The organism is Burkholderia sp. 3C (assembly GCF_054589155.1).
The window spans coordinates 70,018-89,497 of sequence record NZ_BAAILN010000044.1 but is presented as its reverse complement, the minus strand read 5'-3'; the positions used below and the strand labels follow the sequence as shown (position 1 = coordinate 89,497).

Sequence of the window (19,480 nt, the reverse complement as noted above, 5' to 3'; positions counted from 1 at the left end):
CATCGGTCGGGGCAGGCCGGCGCGCGCTACGCGTCGGCCTGCCCGCGTGCGGCTTACTGAAACAGGTCGAGCACCGGCCAGCCGCGGGCGGCCGCCACGGCGCGCAGTGGTGCGTCCGGGTTGGTCGCGACGGGATCGGTGACCTGTTCCAGCAGCGGCAGGTCGTTGATCGAATCGCTGTAGAAATAACTGCGCGAGAACGTGTCGAGGCGGTGGCCGAGCGAATCGAGCCATTGCTCGGTGCGCGTGATCTTGCCTTCGCGGAACGACGGCACGCCGATCGGCGCGCCCGTATAGCGCGCGGCCGGGTCGCCGCCCTCGGTGGCCAGCTCGATCGCGAGCAGGTGTTCGAAGCCGAGCGCGCGGCCGATCGGCTCGGTCACGAACGCGTTCGAGGCCGTGACGATACAGCACAGGTCGCCCGCGTCGCGATGCCGTGCGATCAATTGGCGCGCGGCCGGCAGGATCGCCGGCTCGATCACGTCGGCCATGTAGCGTGCGTGCCAGCCGTCGAGCTGTTCGCGCGAATGGCGGGCCAGCGGCGCGAGCGCGATGCGCAGGTAGCCGTCGAGATCGAGCGAGCCTGCCGCATAGTCGCGATAGAGGCGATCGATCGAGGCCACGTGATCGGCCGCGCCGTCGATGCCGAGGCGCGCGAGAAAATGCGCCCACGACTGGTCACTGTCGAGCGGCAGCAGGGTGTGATCGAGATCGAACAGCGCAAGGTGACGGCTCATGGACTTCCTGACGACGAGGGCGGACGGCGCGGCAGGCAACGCTGCGGCGGCCCGTGACCGGGCGAGCCGAAAATCGTAACGACAAATGCCCGAATCGGCAAATCAGCAAATATCTGCAACCGGCTGTCATCCGCCTGTCATCGCGGTTTGGCGGGCCGGCGCGTGGCGCTCGGCGGCACGCTGGTATTGGCGGTGTGGGATTTTGTGGCGTTTGGGCGGGCTGCGCGCTTGCGTTGGAACGTGGCGGCAGGTTTTTCGGTAACCGTTGTTTCAGCGCCGCAGATCGGCGGGTGGGTGGTGGCACCGTCGAAGCCGTTGCAGCAGCGAAAATGAAAATCGGGCACCGCATCCTCGATGCGCGTGCCCGATTTTCAGAGGATGTGGCCGGCGCGGCCAGGGGCGTTCAGCCCCGCGACGCGGCCCCGCCCGCCACGGCCGTCGCGCGCTGCGTGACGCGCGCCAGATACGCCACGCACAGCAGCGCGGCCGCCAGCAGCGCCAGCCCGTAGCCGGCCACCGCGTGCCAGCCGCCGTCCTGCCAGAACTGGCCGCCCCACGAGCCGAGCACGCTCGATCCGAGGTAATACGACAGCAGATACAGCGCCGACGCATAGCTCTTGCCGCCCTGCGCGAGCAGGCCCACCCAGCTGCTGGCCACCGAATGCGTGATGAAGAAGCCGATCGTCAGCAGCGCGATGCCGACGATCACCACCGCCAGCGCGCCGTCCAGCGTCAGCGCCACGCCCACCGCGCTGGTCAGCACGCCGCACACGATCACCGGCGCGCGGCCGAAGCGGTCGGCCAGCGCGCCGGCCGTCGACGAGGCCACGATGCCGAACACGTAGGCGCTGAAGATCAGGCCGGTGCGCGTGGCGTCGAGCGAGAACGGCGGGGCCATCAGGCGGAAGCCGGCGTAGTTGTAGACCGTGACGAACTCGCCCATCGCCAGGAAGCCGATCGCGAACACGGCCGGCAACGCGACGTGCGCGAGCTGGCGTCGCCACTGCGCGACATGCTCGCCGAGCCGCACCCCGGCGCGCGGCGCGAAATGGCGCGAGGCCGGCAGCAGCAGTGCGAAGCCCACCGCCACGGCCAGATCGATCGCGCCGATCCATTGCATCGCGGCGCGCCACGACATCCAGTCGCTCAACACGCTCATGCCGACCCGGCCGATCATCCCGCCGAACGCCGTGCCGCCGACGTAGAGGCCCATCGACAGCCCGAGCCCGCGCGGCTGGATCTCCTCGGCCAGATAGGCCATCGCGGTGGCCGGCACGCCGCCCAGCACGAAGCCTTCGAGCGCACGCGCGACCAGCACGCCGGACCAGCTCGGCATCACGGCCGCCACCAGGTTCAGCACGGCGGCCAGCGCCATCGACACGAACATCAGCCGCCGCCGGCTCAGGCGTTCGGACAGCGCGCTGGCGGCCAGGATCGAGAACGCCAGGAAGCCGGTGGCCAGCGACAGCGCCAGCGAACTCTGCGCCGCGCCGATCGAGAAGCCTTGCGAGAACAGCGGCAGCAGCGGCTGCACGCAATAGAGCAGCGAGAACGTCGAGAAGCCGGCCAGGAACAGCGCGAGGCTGATGCGGCGGTAGTCGGCGCTGCCGGGGGCGACGCGGGTGTCGGCGTCGGAGGGAAGGGCGGAGGCGGGATTCATGAGACGGAACCGGGGGACATGACGACAGCCCTGATTGTCCGCGTGGCTAGTTATACTGTCCAATATATGAAACGGATTGAAGAAAGACGTTTCACAGATATCTGACCGACCGCCTCGAACGCCTCGATCGCCAACCCGCACCGCCCATGGAACTCCGTCATCTCCGCTATTTCCTCGCGATCGCCGAGGAACTGAACGTCACGCGCGCGGCCGAGCGGCTCGGCATCGGCCAGCCGCCGCTCAGTCAGCAGATCCGCAATCTCGAACGCGAACTCGGCGTCGACCTGTTCCGGCGCACTGCGCATGGCGTGCTGCTGACCAGCGCCGGCGAGGCGTTTCGGGTGGAGGCGGTGCGCGTGCTGGAGGATGCCGCGCGCGCCCGGCGCGCGGCGCAGCAGGCCGGCAACGGCGAAACCGGCAGCCTGCGGCTCGGCTTCACGGCATCGGCCGTGTTCAACCCGGTGGTGCCGGCGTTGATCCAGCGGTTCAAGGCCGCCTACCCGGGCGTGGACGTGACGCTCGACGAGGCGAACTCGCCGAGCCTCGTGCGCCGCTTGCTCGACGAGCGGCTCGACGCCGTGTTCGTGCGGCCCGGCGCGGTGGCGGTGGCCGGCGTCGTGCTGCGGCCGTTCCCCGACGAGCCGATGAAGCTGGTGGTGCCCGCCACCCATGCGTTCGCGAAGCGGCGGCGCGTGGCGCTGGAGGCGCTGGCCGACGAGGCGTTCGTGCTGGTGCCCGGGCCGGCCGGCGCGACGCTCTATGCCGAGATCGTCGACGCGTGCCGGCGCGCCGGCTTCGCGCCGCGGCTCGCGCAGGAAGCGCCGCAAATCTCGTCGGTGATCAATCTGGTGGCGGCCGGGCTGGGGTTGTCGATCGTGCCGGCCGCGTTCGAGCAAGTGCGCGTGCAGGGCGTGCGCTATCTCGACATCGACGGCGTGCCGGCCGTCGCGCGCCTCGCGCTGGCCACGCGCGAACGCGAGCGCGAGGCGGTGGTCGCGAACCTGGTGGGCTTGCTGTAGGGCGGCGGGCGTCGCCGGCCGCCATGCGCAGCGGCGCGGCGGTCTGGAGGGCCGGTGATTAGGAGGCGCGGAAGCCCGGAAGCCCGGAAGCCCCGGAGGCTCGGAGACGCGGAGACGCGGAGACGCGGAGACGCAGAGACGCGGAGACGCGGAGACGCGGAGACCCGGAGACCCGGAGACCCGGAGACCCGGAGACCCGGAGACCCGGAGACCCGGAGACCCGGAGACCCGGAGACCCGGAGACTCGGGGACTCGGAAGCGCGGAAGCCCGGGGACCCGGCACACGGAAGCACTGGCGCCCGGAGGCGCCGCAGCTCACCAGCGTCAGAGCGGCTGGGCTTGCGTGATGCCCGAGGCGCGCACGAATTTGCCCGCGCCCAGATGATGGATCGTGTGCAGCGCGGCGTTGGCGTCGTCGAAATGCCAGTGGCCATTCGCGAACACGCGGCTGTCGGCGGCGGCCGAGACGACCTCGCAGAAACAGGTGTCGTAGGCGTCCTCGGTGTGACGCTCGGGGATCAGCCGGCATTCGAGCCAGGCCGCGCAGTTCGCCTCGATCACCGGCACGCCGAGTTCGGGGCCGGGGCGCGCATCGATGCCGTAGCGCGTGAACTTGTCCTCGTCGCGGCCGCTGGCGCTGCCCACCGCGAACGTCAGGTCGAGCGCGGCGAAGCCCGGGATCACGATGCCGAACACGCCGCTGGCCGCGATCAGCTCGCGCGTGAAGGTGTTCTTGTCGATCACCACGGCCAGGCGCGGCGGCGTGAATTCCACCGGCATCGACCACGCGGCGGCCATCACGTCGCGGCGCTCGCCGTGGCGGCTCGTGACGAGCACGGTCGGGCCGTGGTTCAGCAGGCGGCTGGCGTGGTCGAGCCTGACGGGAGCGAAATGGGTCATGTGAAAGTGAGCGGGGTGGGGGAGCGGAGAATTCTACCGGTGCGGGATGCGGCGCGCAGCAACCCGAACCCGCGGCCGGATTCGCGAATCGTCAGGTCCGGTTTATTCTCGCCCCGATTCCGGAAGTCTTATTTTGATATGCACTGAAAATGCTCATGAAAACTCAAGAAAAATGAGTAAAGCCGAGCGAATGTAAATGTCATGTTATTCAATTTCCCTCATTTGAAACGAAATGCTTCCGGAGTGGACAAGGCGCGCGCCCCGCACGGGCACGGCACGGCCGCCGCGAGGGGTGCCCCGTCGCCCTGAGCGGCGCCTTGTCCCGCTTGGCGCAGCGCCGATCGATCCGCATCGACCCGGATCGCGGGGCGGCCCGCGGGCAGGCGCGGCGGGCTCCCGATTCGGCGCCGGCCGTCGTGTTGACAGTTCGAATTTGAAACGGTTGAATGCAGCGCTAATGAAAATACGAGAGGGCAAAGATGTTCGCGAGAAAATCTTGTCGTTTGCGTTTTGTTTCATATCGAATTGGCAATTCGTCATTTGATAAGGGAATGAAATGCCGGATCGCGGCAGCCGCGCGTCTCGTTGTCCTCTTCTCTCCCGACCCGCATTTCCGGTCACCTCTTAGCCGCCACCCGCACCGGCTTACCACGCCGACGCAGGTATGCATTCGTGCGCGCCGATCGAGCGCGCTCCCGTTTCGCAGGACGCCCCTATGAATGCAGGTATTCCGCAATCCCTTCGCGCCGCCGCCTTGACTGCCGCCTCGACCGATCCGTCGACCGATTCGTCGGCCGATCCATCCGCCCGCGACGCCGAGCAGTCGGACCTTTCCTTTCAACGCATCGATCACATCGCACTGGCCGTGCGCGATCTCGAGGACGGCATCCGCCTGTTCCGCGACGTGCTCGGCTTCGAGCTGAAGCAACGCCGCCACATCAAGGGCGCGCGCACCGGCATGGTGTCCGCCGAGATGGAGATGAACGGCATCCGCTTCGTGCTGTGCCAGGGCACCGAACCGGAGTCGCAGGTCTCGAAGCTGGTGGAGCACCACGGCGTGGGCATCGCGCACGTGGCGATGGAAGTGCGGGACGTGAGCGCGGCTGTGGACAGCCTGAAGGCGCGCGGCCTCGGCTTCGACACCAACGTGATCGAGGGCGGCGGGCTCACGCAGGCGTTCTCGTCGCGCTGCGCGAACACCGGCATGAGCTTCGAGCTGATTCGCCGCAACGGCGAGGCCGGTTTCGTCGAGGACAACGTGCAGGACCTGTTCGATCAGCTCGAGCAATCGGGCAAGTACTGATCGCACGCGCGCCATCGCGTCTCGCTTCACCGTGATCGCGGCCTTCGACCGCGCCCGGCCTTCGCGCCGCGCGCGCGGCGGCGGCTGTCCCCTGTCAGCGGTACATCGAAAGGATTCATCATGGATCGCCTCCAGATCCAGTGCCGGGCGCTGGATATCTGCCCGGATGCGCTGCATGCGTTTGGCCGCGTGTTCCCCTCGTCGAAGAGCCGGTTCCTGTTCGAGAGCAGCGTGGTGGTGCCGGGTTTCTCGCGATTCACGTTCATGGGCGACGCGCACGGCCCGCTCGGCGAAACCGTCACCTACGATCTGGCCGCGCGCTCGGTCACCATCGAGCGCGCCGGCGGCACCGAGGTGGCGCAGGTCGACAGCCTGTTCGACTGGCTCAAGGCGCGGCTCGACGCGCAGCGCATCGAGGCCGCCGCCGAGCTGCCGTTCGACTTCAACCTCGGCTACGCGGGCGTGTTCGGCTACGAGCTGAAGGGCGAGACCACCGGCTCGCGGGCGTGGCGCTCCGATACGCACGACGCGGCGTTCATCTTCGCCACGCGGCTGGTGGCGATCGACCATCTCGAACGCAAGACCTGGCTGCTGCACCTGAGCGGCGACGCCGCCGGGCGCGCGCAGGCCGACGCGTGGATCGAGCGCACGCAGGCCGCGCTCGAGGCGAGCGTCGAGCTGCCCGCTCCAGCCGCTCCTGCCGTTCCTGCCGCGCGCAGCGAAATTGTGCCGCGCCGCAAGCTCACGCTGGGCGAGGTCGAGGCGTGGATCGCGAAGCACGCCTCGATGCGCCACGACCGGCCCACCTATATCGCGAAGATCCGCGAGGCGCTGGCCGAGATCGTCGACGGCGAGAGCTACGAGATCTGCATGACCAACCTGATCACGTTCGCGTTCGAGCGCCCGGCCTTCGATCTGTACCGCGCCATGCGCGAGCTGTCGCCGGCGCCGCACGCGGCCTATTTCGACATCGGCGGCTTCGCGCACGTGGGCGCGTCGCCCGAGCGCTTCCTGAGCGTCGATCGCCACGGCCACGCCGAGGCCAAGCCGATCAAGGGCACCCGCCCGCGCGGCCGCAATCCCGACGAAGACGCGGCGCTGATCGCCGAGCTGGCCGCCAGCGAGAAGGATCGCGCCGAGAACCTGATGATCGTGGATCTGCTGCGCAACGATCTCGGCCAGGTCAGCCGGATCGGCTCGGTGCACGTGCCGAAGCTGTTCGACGTGGAGACCTATTCGCACGTGCACCAACTGGTGTCGACCGTGCGCGGCACGCTGAAGGCGGGCGTGTCGGGCGTGGACTGCCTGCGCGCCGCGTTCCCCGGCGGCTCGATGACGGGCGCGCCGAAGCAGCGCACGATGGAGATCATCGACCGGCTCGAAGGCGGCGCGCGCGGCATCTATTCGGGCGCGCTCGGCTGGTTCGGGCTGTCGGGCGCCTGCGATTTCAACATCGTGATCCGCTCGGTGACGCTGCATGGCGGGCGCGCGCAGCTCGGCGTGGGCGGCGCGATCACCGCGCTGTCGGATCCGGCCGAGGAATTCGACGAGACGATCGTGAAGGCGCGCGGCGTGATCGAGGCGGTGGAGCGCCTGGCGGCCGAGGACGCCGCGCTCGCCACGCAGGGCGTGGGCAAGCGCGCGACGCCGCCCGCGCAGCGGCCCGGCGCGACGCGCCGTTCCGCCGACGCCACCGCGCTCTGAAGCCGGCCGGCGCAGCCTCGCGCGTCGTGTCCATCGGGCCCGGCGTGCATGACATGAATAACGCGCACGCGACAACATGAAACGCCGCGCGGCCGCTTCGTGCATCACGAGCATCGCCGCGCGGCACGAAGGAGAGACAGCTTGAACCACACAGTCCTGCCGGGCGACAGCCTTCCGCTCACCGCCGCGCAACGCGAAATCTGGTTCGATCAGGCCGTGCACGGCGACGCGCCGGTCTACAAGATCGGCGGCTATACGCATATCGCGGGGCCGGTGGAGGTGGACCGGTTCGAGCGCGCGGTGAACCTGCTGGTGGCCCGGCACGACGCGCTGCGGCTCGTGCCGGTGACGGGCGCGCAGGCGAGTGCGGGGGCGGGTGAATCCGGCGGTGAATCCGGTGACGATGCCGACGGCGTGCCGCGCCAGATGATCGCGCCGGTCATGACGGTGCGGGTGCCGCTGCACGATTTCTCCGGCGAGGCCGATCCGGCCGGCGCCGCGCGCGACTGGGCGCGGCAGTGTCTGGCCGAGCCGTTTCCGCTCGACGGCGCCGCGCCGCTGTTCCGCTTCGCGCTGGCGAAGATCGACGACGCGCGCTTCCTGTTCACGCTGAATTTCCATCACCTGATCGTCGACGGCTGGGCGATCGGCCTGCTGGTGGATTCGCTCGCGCGCATCTACACGGCGCTGTCGAACGGCGAGTCGCCCGACCTCGATGCGCCCTCGTATGCCGAGTTCGTCGAGCAGGACCGCGCGTTGCGCGACTCGCCGCAATTCGAGCGGCACCGCGCGTACTGGCTCGACAAGTACCGCACCACGCCCGATCCGCTGTTCGCGCCGCGCTTTCGCGAGCGCTTCGCGGGCGGCGTCGCGCCGGCCGGGCATCACGCGCTGTGCCTGCCGCGCGCGTTCTACGAGCGGATCGAGGGCTTCGCCCGCGAGCATGCGTCCACGCCGTTCCACGTGATGCTGGGGCTGCTGACCGTGTATTTCGCGCGTACCACGCAGCGCGACGATCTGGCGATCGGGCTGCCGATCCTGAACCGCTCGAACGCGCGGATGCGGCAGACGGCCGGCATGTTTACCGGCGTGAGCGCGGTGCGGCTGCGGTTCGATCCGGCGCTGCGCTTCGACGCGCTGCTGAAGGCGATCGCGCAGACGCTGAAGCAGGACTATCGCCACCAGCGCTTTCCGATCAGCGAACTGAATCGCGCGCTCGGCTTGTTGCAGGCGCAACGGGCCCAGGTGTTCGACATCTCGGTGTCGTACGAGCGCGACGATTACGACATGCGCTTCGGCGACGCGCCGGCGCAGGTTCACATGTTCTCGAACGGGCATGAGCAGTTGCCGCTGGCGCTGCATATCCGCGAGAACCGCTTCGACGAGAACGCGTGGGTGCATTTCATGTACAACCGCGCGTATTTCGAGGATGCCGACATCGAGGCGGTGGGCGCGCGTTTCTCGCATCTGCTTGAGCAGGTGCTGGAGGACGGGAGCATTCCGGTGGCGGCGCTGCAATTGCCGACGCCGGACGAGGTCGGGCAATTGGCGGCGTGGAACGACGCAGCGCAGCGGGCGGCGTTCGCGCAGGATGCGCCGATTCATCGCTTGTTCGAGGCGCGGGTGGTGGAGTGGCCCGAGGCGGTGGCGGTCGAATTCGGGGCGCAACGGCTGACCTATGCCGAGTTGAATGCGCGGGCGAACCGGCTCGCGCATGCGCTGATCGCGCAGGGCGTGCGGGTGGATGATCGCGTGGCGATCTGTGTTGAGCGCGGGCTGGGGATGCTGGTGGGGATTCTCGGCGTGCTGAAGGCGGGGGCGGGGTATGTGCCGCTCGATCCGGCCTATCCGGCGGATCGGCTCGCGTACACGCTGCGCGACAGCGCGCCGGTGGCGGTGCTGGTGCAAGCCGATACGCGCGACGTGCTGGTGGAAGTGGAAGCGCCGGTCATCGATATCGATGTGGCGACGGCGGAAGGTGCCATCGACAACCCGGATGTGGCCGGTTTGAGCGCGGATAGCCTTGCCTATGTGATCTACACGTCGGGTTCGACCGGTCAGCCGAAGGGCGTGATGATCGAGCATCGCAACGTCACGCGGCTGTTCTCGGCGACCGATGCCTGGTACGGGTTCGACCACACCGATACCTGGGCGCTGTTCCATTCGTTCGCGTTCGACTTTTCCGTATGGGAAATATGGGGGGCGCTGCTGCACGGCGGACGCTTGGTGGTGGTGCCGAAGCTGGTCAGCCGTTCGCCGCAGGAATGCTATGCATTGCTTTGCGAAGCGGGCGTGACGGTACTGAACCAGACGCCGAGCGCGTTCCGTCAGTTGATCGCGGCGCAGGCGGAAAGCAATCGGACGCATCAACTTCGTTACGTCGTGTTTGGCGGCGAGGCGCTGGAAGTGGGCATGCTGCGCCCGTGGTACGACGACGCGCGCAATACGGCCTGCCAGCTTGTGAACATGTACGGCATCACCGAAACCACGGTGCACGTAACGTACTGGCCGCTGCAGGTGAACGGCGGCGGCACGCCCGCGAGCATCGGGCGGCCGATTCCGGATCTGTCCGCCTACGTGGTGGACGGGAACCTGAACCCGATGCCGATCGGCGTGCCGGGCGAGCTTTGCATCGGCGGTGCGGGCGTCGCACGTGGCTACCTGAATCAGCCGGAGTTGACGGCGAAGCGCTTCATCCGCAATCCGTTCGGCACGAACGAACAGGATCGCCTGTATCGCACGGGCGATCTCGCGCGGTTCTTGCCCGATGGCACGCTGGAATACCTCGGCCGGATCGACACGCAGGTAAAGATTCGCGGCTTCCGCATCGAACTGGGTGAAATCGAATCGGCGTTGTCGGCGTTGGACGGCGTGCGCGAGGCGCTGGTCATCGCGCGCGAAGACGAACCGGGCGACAAGCGATTGGTGGCCTACTACGTCATCGATCCAGACCAGACAAAAACCGACAGCGCCACGTTGCGTACCGGCCTGAGCCGCACGCTCCCGGACTTCATGCTGCCGTCGGCATTCGTCGCATTGGAGCGATTCCCGCTGACGGCGAACGGCAAGGTGGATCGCGCCGCGCTGCCGAAGCCTGCGCAATCGGTCGATACACAACATTACGTGGCGCCGCGCACCTCGATCGAGGAACGTCTTGCGGCGATCTGGGCGCAGGTGCTGCGTCTGGATCAGGTCGGCATCCACGACAACTTCTTTGCGGCTGGCGGCGATTCGATCCGCGCCGTGTCGGTGCTGTCGAAGGCCAAGGCACAAGGGCTCGATTTCGCGCTGGTGGATCTGTTCACGCAACAGACGATCGCGAACCTCGCGCAAGCGCTGTCGACCGACGACGTGAGCGCCTCGCATGCCAGCGACGCACTCGCGCTTTCCGAAGCCGATCGTGCGCGCCTGCCAGCCGGCATTGAGGATGCCTATCCGTTGACCTTCCTGCAACGCGGGATGGTGTATCACAATCAGCAGGCATCGGAAAACGCGGCGCTCTACCACGACGTGTTCAGCTATCACTTCGACGTGCCGGCCTGGAACGAAGCCGCGTTCCGTGCCGCGCTCGCGGCGCTGGTGACGCGCCATCCGGTGCTGCGCACGGCGTTCGATTTCGATCGTTTCGACGAACCGCTGCAACTCGTGCATGCCACGGGCGAGGTGCCGCTCACGGTGATCGATCAGTCCGCGCTCGAACCGGCGCAGCAGGACGCCGCGATCGACGCCTTCATCGAGGCCGAGCGCAAGACGCGCGTGGCGCTCGACGTCGCGCCGCTGCTGCGCGTGTTCGTACATGTGAGAGGCGAGCGCGAGATCCAGTACACGCCGAGCTTCCATCACGCGATTCTCGACGGCTGGAGCGTGGCGTCGCTGAACACCGAACTGTTCGACACCTACCTGTCGCTGCTGACGGCCGAGCCGGGCCAGTTGCGCGCGGCTGCGCCGCTGCTGGCGCGCACGCCGCGCAGCGCGGTGGAGGCCGAGCGCAGCGCGCTGGCCTCGCCGCGACACCGCGAATTCTGGCGCCGCTATCTGTCCGGCTATTCGTTCAGCGGCCTGCCGCCCGCCGAAGCGGGCGCAGGCCCCGATGCGGTGCGCCCGGAACTGAGCGTGGTGGTGAGCGAGGTGCTGCGCGGGAAGCTGCGGGGCGTGGCGAACGCGCTCGGCGTGCCGATGCGCAGCGTGCTGCTCGCGGCGCACTTGCGCGTGCTCGCGATGATCTCGGGCAAGACCGACGTGACGAGCGGCCTGGTGTCGAACGTGCGTCAAGAACAGGACGACGGCGAGAAGGTGCTGGGCCTGTTCCTGAACACGCTGCCGGTGCGGCTCGACGTGGTGGCGTCGAGCTGGGCCGAACTGATCCGCGGCACGTTCCGCAGCGAACTCGAGGTGATCCGCCACCGCCACTATCCGTATTTCCAGCTTCAACTCGACAACGATCGCGCGGCGCTGTACGAGGTGGCGTTCAACTACGTGAACTTCCACGTCTACGAATCGCTGGCCCGCAACGAAGGCTTCGCGCTGCGCCGTTGGCACGGCTTCGAGGCGACCAATTTCGGCCTGCTGGTGAATTTCGCCGACATGGCGGACGGGCTCACGGTGGACGTGAAGATCGACCCGACGCGGCTGTCGCGCGAGCAGGGCGAGCGTGCGCTCGGTTACTACCTCGCGGCGCTCGATGCGATCGCGGCCGATGTGGAGGCCGCGCATGAGCGGGCGGATCTGCTGTCGGCGGCGGAGCGGCGGCAAGTGGTGGAGGCGTGGAATGCGGACGCGCGCGAGGCGGCGTTTGCGCAGGATGCGCCGATTCATCGCTTGTTCGAGGCGCGGGTGGCGGAGCGGCCCGAGGCGGTGGCGGTCGAGTTCGGGGCGCAACGGCTGACTTACGCGGAGTTGAACGCACGCGCGAACCGGCTCGCGCATGCGCTGATCGGGCAGGGCGTGCGGGTGGATGATCGCGTGGCGATCTGCGTGGAGCGCGGGCTGGGGATGCTGGTGGGGATTCTCGGCGTGCTGAAGGCGGGGGCGGGATATGTGCCGCTCGATCCGGCCTATCCGGCGGATCGGCTCGCGTACACGCTGCGCGACAGCGCGCCGGTGGCAGTGCTGGTGCAGGCCGATACGCGTGACGTGCTGGTGGAAGTGGAAGCGCCGGTCATCGATATCGATGTGGCGACGGCGGAAGGTTCGATCGACAACCCGGATGTGGCCGGCGTCAGCGCGGATAGCCTCGCCTATGTGATCTACACGTCGGGCTCGACCGGTCAGCCGAAGGGCGTGATGATCGAGCATCGCAACGTCACGCGGCTGTTCTCGGCGACCGATGCCTGGTACGGGTTCGACCACACCGATACCTGGGCGTTGTTCCATTCATTCGCCTTCGACTTTTCCGTATGGGAAATCTGGGGTGCGTTGCTGCATGGCGGGCGCTTGGTCGTGGTGCCGAAGCTGGTCAGCCGTTCGCCGCAGGAATGCTATGCATTGCTGTGCGAAGCAGGCGTGACGGTGCTCAATCAGACGCCGAGTGCGTTCCGTCAATTGATCGCGGCACAGGCGGAAAGCAATCGGACGCATCAACTTCGTTACGTCGTGTTTGGTGGCGAGGCGCTGGAAGTGGGCATGCTGCGCCCGTGGTACGACGACGCGCGCAATGCCGCCTGCCAGCTTGTGAACATGTACGGCATCACCGAAACCACGGTGCACGTAACGTACTGGCCGCTGCAGGCGAACGGCGGCGGCACGCCCGCGAGCATCGGGCGGCCGATTCCGGACCTGTCCGCGTATGTGGTGGACGCGAACCTGAACCCGATGCCGATCGGCGTGCCGGGCGAGCTTTGCATCGGCGGTGCGGGCGTGGCGCGCGGCTATCTGAATCAGCCGGAACTGACGGCGAAGCGCTTCGTCCGCAATCCATTCGGCACGAGCGAACGGGATCGTCTGTATCGCACGGGCGATCTCGCGCGATTCCTGCCCGATGGCACGCTGGAATACCTCGGCCGGATCGACACGCAGGTGAAGATTCGCGGCTTCCGGATCGAATTGGGTGAAATCGAATCGGCGTTGTCGGCGCTGGATGGCGTGCGCGAAGCGTTGGTCATCGCGCGCGAAGACGAACCGGGCGACAAACGGTTGGTGGCTTACTACGTCATCGATCCGGATCAAGCGCAAACCGACAGCGCCGCGTTGCGTACCGGCTTGAGCCGCACACTCCCGGATTTCATGTTGCCGTCGGCCTTTGTCGCATTGGAGCGGTTCCCGCTGACGGCGAACGGCAAGGTGGATCGCGCCGCGCTGCCGAAGCCTGCGCAATCGGTCGATACGCGGCATTACGTGGCGCCCCGCACCTCGATCGAGGAACGTCTTGCGGCGATCTGGGCGCAGGTGCTGCGTCTGGATCAGGTCGGCATCCACGACAATTTCTTTGCGGCCGGCGGCGATTCGATCCGCGCCGTGTCGGTGCTGTCGAAGGCCAAGGCACAAGGGCTCGATTTCGCGCTGGTGGACCTGTTCACGCAACAGACGATCGCGAACCTCGCGCAAGCGCTCTCGACCGACGACGTCAGCGCCTCGCACGCCAGCGACGCGCTCGCACTCAGCGAAGCCGATCGTGCGCGTCTGCCAGCCGGCATTGAGGATGCCTATCCGTTGACCTTCCTGCAGCGCGGGATGGTGTATCACAACGAACAGGCGGCCGACGATGCGTCCGTCTACCACGACGTATTCAGCTATCGCTTCGGCGTGCCGGCCTGGAACGAAGCGGCCTTCCGCGCCGCGCTCGCGGCGCTGGTGGCGCGCCATCCGGTGCTGCGCACGGCCTTCGATTTCGAGCGCTTCAGCGAGCCGATGCAACTGGTGTTCGCCACCGGCGAGGTGCCGCTCGCCACGATCGATCTCGGCATGCACGACGAAGCGGAGCAGGAACGCCGCATCGTCGAATTCGTGGAAGCCGAGCGCAAGACGCGCGTGGCGCTCGACGCCGCGCCGCTGCTGCGCGTGTTCGTGCATGTGCGGGGCGAGCGCGAGATCCAGTACACGCCGAGCTTCCATCACGCGATCCTCGACGGCTGGAGCGTGGCGTCGCTGAACACCGAACTGTTCGACACCTACCTGTCATTGCTGGCGGCCGAACCGGGCCAGTTACGCGCGGCCGCACTGCCGCCGCTGGCACGCACGCCGCGCAGCGCGGTAGAGGCCGAGCGCAGCGCGCTGGCCTCGCCGCGACACCGCGAATTCTGGCGCCGCTATCTGTCCGGCTACACGTTCAGCGCCTTGCCGCCGGCCGAGCCGGTGGGCGATCCGTCCGCGCCGAAGCCGCCGCTGATCGCCGCGATCGACGAACCGGTGCGCGAGCGCCTGCGCGGCGTGGCCAACGCGCTCGGGGTGCCGATGCGCAGCGTGGTGCTTGCGGCGCACCTGCGCGTGCTGGCGATGATTGCGGGCAAGACCGACGTGACCAGCGGCCTGGTGTCGAACGTGCGCCAGGAGCAGGACGACGGCGAGAAGGTGCTGGGCCTGTTCCTGAACACGCTGCCGATGCGGCTCGACCTCGTGGCTTCCAGTTGGGCCGAACTGATCCGCAGCACGTTCCGCAGCGAACTGGAGGTGATCCGCCATCGCCACTATCCGTATTTCCAGCTTCAACTCGACAACGACCGCGCCGCGCTGTACGAGGTGGTGTTCAACTATGTGAACTTCCATGTGTACGAGGCGCTCGAGCGCAACGCGGGCTTCGAGGCCCGCGGCGGCCACGGCTTCGAGGCGACCAACTTCGCGCTCGGCGTGAACGTATCGGACACGGCCGCCGCGCTCACCGTCGAGCTGAAGATCGACGGCGCGCGGCTCGCGCCGGCCCAGGGCGCGCGCATCCTCGGCTATTACGTGGCGGCGCTCGATGCGATCGCCGCCGATCCGCAGGCCGATCACGCTCACGCCAGCTTGCTGTCCGCCGCCGAGCGCGACCAGTTGCTGCGAACGTGGAACGACACGGACGTGCTGTTCCCGCGCGAGGCCTGCCTGCACGAGCTGGTCGAGGCGCGCGTGGCCGAACGTCCCCACGCGATCGCGGTGGAGGACGCGCACGAGCAACTGAGCTACGCCGAGCTGAACGCGCGCGCCAACCGTCTCGCGCACCGGCTGCGTGCGCTGGGCGTGGCGCCCGACGATCGGGTGGCGCTGTGCCTCGAACGCAGTGCCTCGATCGTGGTGGCGATCCTGGCCGTGATGAAGGCCGGCGGCGCCTATGTGCCGCTCGATCCCGCCTATCCGGCCGAGCGGCTGGCCCACATGCTGGCCGACAGCGCGCCGGTGGCGGCGCTGACCGACAGCCGCTCGCGCGCGCGGCTCGCGGGCCTGCCCGACGCGGTGCCGGTGCTCGAACTGGACACGCTGGCCGCGCTGCGGGCGGACGACCCGGCCGGCAATGCGAACCTGCCCGCGCAGGCGGCCGGCCTGAACGCTCGCCACCTGGCCTACGTGATCTACACCTCGGGCTCCACCGGCACGCCGAAGGGCGTGATGGTCGAGCATCGCGGCCTGGTGAATCTCGCGCAGGCGCAGATCGCCTGCTTCGGCGTGCAGCCCGACAGCCGCGTGCTGCAGTTCGCATCGGCCAGCTTCGACGCGAGCATCTCCGAGATCGTGATGGCGCTGTGCGCCGGCGCGGCCGTGCATGTGCCGCCCGACGCGATCCGTCACGACCGGGTCGCGTTGTGGCGCTACCTCGACGCGCACGCGATCACCCACGCCACCTTGCCGCCCGCGCTGCTGCAGGACGGCGAGGGCCTGCCCGCGATCGACGCGCGGCCCACGCTGGTGCTGGCCGGCGAGGCGCCCGGCGCGGCGCTGTTCCGCGCCCTGGCGGCCCGGGCCGTGCTGTTCAACGGCTATGGCCCGACCGAGAACACCGTGTGCGCGACCGTCTGGCCGTGCCCGCCCGACTTCGACGGCGACACGCCGCCGATCGGCCGCCCGGTGGGCAACGTGCGCCTCTATCTGCTCGACGCGCACGGCCAGCCGGCGCCGCTCGGCACCGAGGGCGAGCTGTATGTGGGCGGCGTGGGCGTGGCGCGCGGCTATCTGAACCGCCCCGAGTTGAGCGCGCAGCGCTTCCTGGCCGATCCGTTCCACGATGCGCCGGGCGCACGCATGTACCGCACCGGCGATCTCGCGCGCTACCGGGCCGACGGCTCGCTGGTGTTCCTCGGCCGCAACGACGATCAGGTGAAGATCCGCGGCTTCCGTATCGAGCTTGGCGAGATCGAGGCGCGGCTGGCCGAGCGCGACGACGTGCACGCGGTGGCGGTGATCGTGCGCGAGGACACGCCCGGCGATCGCCGCCTGGTGGCCTATTACGCCGGCCCGGCCAGTGTGGACGCGCTGCGCACGCACGCGGCGGACCGGCTGCCGCGCCACATGGTGCCGGCCGCCTGGGTGGCGCTCGACACGCTGCCGCTCACCGTGAACGGCAAGCTCGATCGCCGCGCGCTGCCGACGCCGGACGACTCCGCCTACGGCCGCCGCGACTACGCGGCGCCACAGGGCGAGGCCGAACGCGCGCTGGCCGCCGCCTGGGCGGAAGTGCTCGGCGTGGCCGAGGTGAGCCGCCACGACAACTTTTTCGAGCTGGGCGGCCATTCGCTGCTGGCGGTACGGCTGGTCGGCCGGCTGCGCGAGGCCGGGCGCGATACCGACATCCCGGCGCTGTTCGGCGCGCCCACGCTGGCCGATCTGGCCGCCACGCTGCGCGTGGCCGCCGAGTTCGAGATTGCGCCGAACCGGATTCCGGCCGACGCGAGCCGACTCGATCCGTCGATGCTGAGCCTCGTGGAGCTGACGCAGCGCGAGATCGACGCGATCGTGGCCGGCGTGCCGGGCGGCGCGGCGAACGTGCAGGACATCTATCCGCTCGCGCCGTTGCAGGAAGGCATGCTGTATCACCATCTGGCGCAGACCGTGGGCGACGCCTACCTGTCGCGCGTGCGCTTCGGCTTTGAGACGCGCGAGCATCTGCTGCGCTTCGCGGGCGCGTTGCAGGCCGCGGTGACGCGTCACGACGTGCTGCGCACCGGCATCGCCTGGGAAGGCCTGCGCGAGCCGGTGCAGGTGGTGCGGCGCGCGGCGACGCTGTCGGTCGAGGAAGTGGTGGATCTCGACCCGGCCGCCGACATCGGCGAGCAGTTGCAGCAGCGCCACGATCCGCGCCATTACCGCCTCGACCTGCGCCATGCGCCGCCGATGGCGGTGCGCTACGCGCACGATCCGGTCAACGGCAACTGGGTGCTGCTGCTGCTCACGCATCACATCGCGCTCGATCACACCGACATCGCGATCCTGCTGCGCGAGGTAGCGGCCTGGCTCGACGGCAGCTGGCACGCGCTGCCGCCGCCGCCGCCGTTCCGCGACCACGTGGCCCGCTCGCGGCTGGCCGGGCGCGGCCCGGCCAGCGAGGCGTTTTTCCGCGAGATGCTCGGCGACATCGACGAACCCACGCTGCCTTACGGCCTCGCCAACGTGGACGGCGAAACCGACGCGAACGGCGAACCCACGCCGGTGCGCACCGCCGCCGTGGAACTGGCGCCCGAGCTGGCCGCGCGGCTGCGCGAGCAGGCTCGCCAACTGGGCGTGAGCGTGGCGAGCCTGTTCCACCTCGCCTGGGGGCACGTGGTCGGCAAGCTGTCCGGCCGCGAGGACGTGGTGTTCGGCACCGTGCTGCTCGGCCGCTGGCAGGGCGGCACGCGCGCCGAGCAGGTCATGGGGCTGTTCATCAACACGCTGCCGGTGCGCGTGGAGGCGGGCGCCGCCGGCGTGCGCGACGCGGCGCTGCGCACCCATCGCCGGCTGGCCGACCTGATGGGCCACGAACACGCATCGCTGGCGTTCGCGCAGCGCTGCAGCGGCGTGGCCGCGCCCGCGCCGCTGTTCAGCGCGCTGCTGAACTTCCGCCACAGCGCGGACGGCACCGTGATCGACGGCGGCGCGATTCCGGGCTGGCAGGGCATCGACGTGGTCGACGGCGAGGAACGCACCCATTACCCGTGCGCACTGAGCGTGGACGATCTGGGCGAGGGCTTCCGCCTGACCGCGCAACTCGTCGCGCCGCACGACGCGGCGCGCGTGTGCGCCTATCTGGCGCGCAGCGTGGCCAGCCTGGTCGCCGCGCTCGACGACGCGCCGGCCACGCCGGTGCGCGAGCTGGCCTGGCTGCCCGAGGCGGAACGCCGGGAGCTGATCGAAGGCTGGAACGCGACCGACGCGGCGTGCCCGTTCGATACCGGCGTGCACACGCTGTTCGAGCAGCAGGCGGCGCGCACGCCGCACGCGCAGGCGCTGGCCGACGGCGCGCGCACGCTCGATTACGCCGGGCTCGACGCGCGCGCCAACCGGCTCGCGCGCCGGCTCGCCGCGCTCGGCGTGGCGCCGGGCGAGCGCGTGGCGATCCTGCTCGCCCGCTCGATCGAGCTGGTGGTGGCGGAGCTGGCCGTGCTGAAGTGCGGCGCGGTGTACGTGCCGCTCGACCGCAACGCGCCGGCCGATCGGCAGGCCTTCATGCTGGCCGATTGCGGCGCGCGCTGCCTGCTGACGCTGGGCGGTCAGGCGGTGCCCGACGTGCCGCAGGTGCGGCGCGTCGATCTGGACGCTTCATCGGCCGGGTACGAAGGCGAGCACGACAGCGCGCACGACAGCGTGCACGACAGCACACCGGCCCCGTCGCATCCGGGCGGTGGCGATCGTCCGGCCTACATCATGTACACCTCGGGATCGACCGGCACGCCGAAGGGCGTGATCATCGCGCATCGCGGCATCGCGCGGCTGGTGATCCACAACGGCTATGCGGAATTCGACGCGCGCGACCGCATCGCCTTCACCTCGAACCCGGCCTTCGACGCCAGCACGATGGAAGTGTGGAACGCGTTGCTGCACGGCGCGTGCCTCGTGATCGTGCCGCACGACGACCTGCTGCAGGCGCCGCGCCTCGCCGCGCTGCTCACGCGCGAGCGCGTGAGCGTGCTGCACCTGGTGGCGGGCCTCCTCAGCGCCTACGCCGACGCGCTCGCGCCGGTGTTCCCGGCGCTGCGCTACCTGCTGACCGGCGGCGACGCGGCCGACGTGCGGGCGGTGCGCCGCATCATGGAGCACGCCGCGCCGCAGCATCTCG

General features: G+C 69.1%; 7 protein-coding genes. 4 read left to right on the top strand and 3 right to left on the bottom strand.

The genetic code is table 11. From position 1 onward, the window contains the following. Nucleotides 1-53: 53 nt before the first annotated feature. Nucleotides 54-737: an HAD family hydrolase gene (locus ACYP33_RS06805; protein WP_459620560.1), complete on the bottom strand. Its 684-nt coding sequence runs from the start codon at nt 735-737 to the stop codon at nt 54-56. 403 nt (nt 738-1,140) lie between these two features. Beyond that, complete coding sequence (locus tag ACYP33_RS06800; RefSeq protein ID WP_459620558.1) at nt 1,141-2,397, bottom strand: MFS transporter; 1,257 nt, start codon at nt 2,395-2,397, stop codon at nt 1,141-1,143. Between the two features lie 146 nt (nt 2,398-2,543). Between ACYP33_RS06800 and ACYP33_RS06795 the strand changes: the two genes are divergently transcribed. Continuing rightward, nucleotides 2,544-3,416 carry a LysR family transcriptional regulator gene (locus ACYP33_RS06795; RefSeq protein ID WP_459620556.1) on the top strand — a complete coding sequence of 291 codons (873 nt, stop codon included), beginning with the start codon at nt 2,544-2,546 and terminating at the stop codon, nt 3,414-3,416. Nucleotides 3,417-3,740: 324 nt separating this feature from the next. Here ACYP33_RS06795 and ACYP33_RS06790 read toward each other — a convergent pair whose 3' ends face one another. Then, nucleotides 3,741-4,316 carry a flavin reductase family protein gene (locus ACYP33_RS06790; RefSeq protein ID WP_459620555.1) on the bottom strand — a complete coding sequence of 192 codons (576 nt, stop codon included), beginning with the start codon at nt 4,314-4,316 and terminating at the stop codon, nt 3,741-3,743. A 715-nt stretch (nt 4,317-5,031) separates the two neighbouring features. Here ACYP33_RS06790 and ACYP33_RS06785 point away from each other — a divergent pair. The 3 genes from ACYP33_RS06785 to ACYP33_RS06775 all read left to right on the top strand — a co-directional run. Beyond that, complete coding sequence (locus ACYP33_RS06785; RefSeq protein ID WP_459620553.1) at nt 5,032-5,619, top strand: VOC family protein; 588 nt, start codon at nt 5,032-5,034, stop codon at nt 5,617-5,619. 120 nt (nt 5,620-5,739) lie between these two features. Then, nucleotides 5,740-7,323: an aminodeoxychorismate synthase component I gene (gene pabB / locus ACYP33_RS06780; RefSeq protein ID WP_459620551.1), complete on the top strand. Its 1,584-nt coding sequence runs from the start codon at nt 5,740-5,742 to the stop codon at nt 7,321-7,323. 141 nt (nt 7,324-7,464) lie between these two features. After that, nucleotides 7,465-19,480, top strand: a 12,016-nt coding sequence (locus tag ACYP33_RS06775; RefSeq protein ID WP_459620549.1) for an amino acid adenylation domain-containing protein, incomplete at its 3' end; no start/stop codon positions are given.

Coding starts and splice junctions, on each gene's coding strand:
- ACYP33_RS06805 (WP_459620560.1), bottom strand. CDS start 737: ATGAGCCGTCACCTTGCGCTGTTCGATCTCGATCACACCCTGCTGCCG.
- ACYP33_RS06800 (WP_459620558.1), bottom strand. CDS start 2,397: ATGAATCCCGCCTCCGCCCTTCCCTCCGACGCCGACACCCGCGTCGCC.
- ACYP33_RS06795 (WP_459620556.1), top strand. CDS start 2,544: ATGGAACTCCGTCATCTCCGCTATTTCCTCGCGATCGCCGAGGAACTG.
- ACYP33_RS06790 (WP_459620555.1), bottom strand. CDS start 4,316: ATGACCCATTTCGCTCCCGTCAGGCTCGACCACGCCAGCCGCCTGCTG.
- ACYP33_RS06785 (WP_459620553.1), top strand. CDS start 5,032: ATGAATGCAGGTATTCCGCAATCCCTTCGCGCCGCCGCCTTGACTGCC.
- pabB (WP_459620551.1), top strand. CDS start 5,740: ATGGATCGCCTCCAGATCCAGTGCCGGGCGCTGGATATCTGCCCGGAT.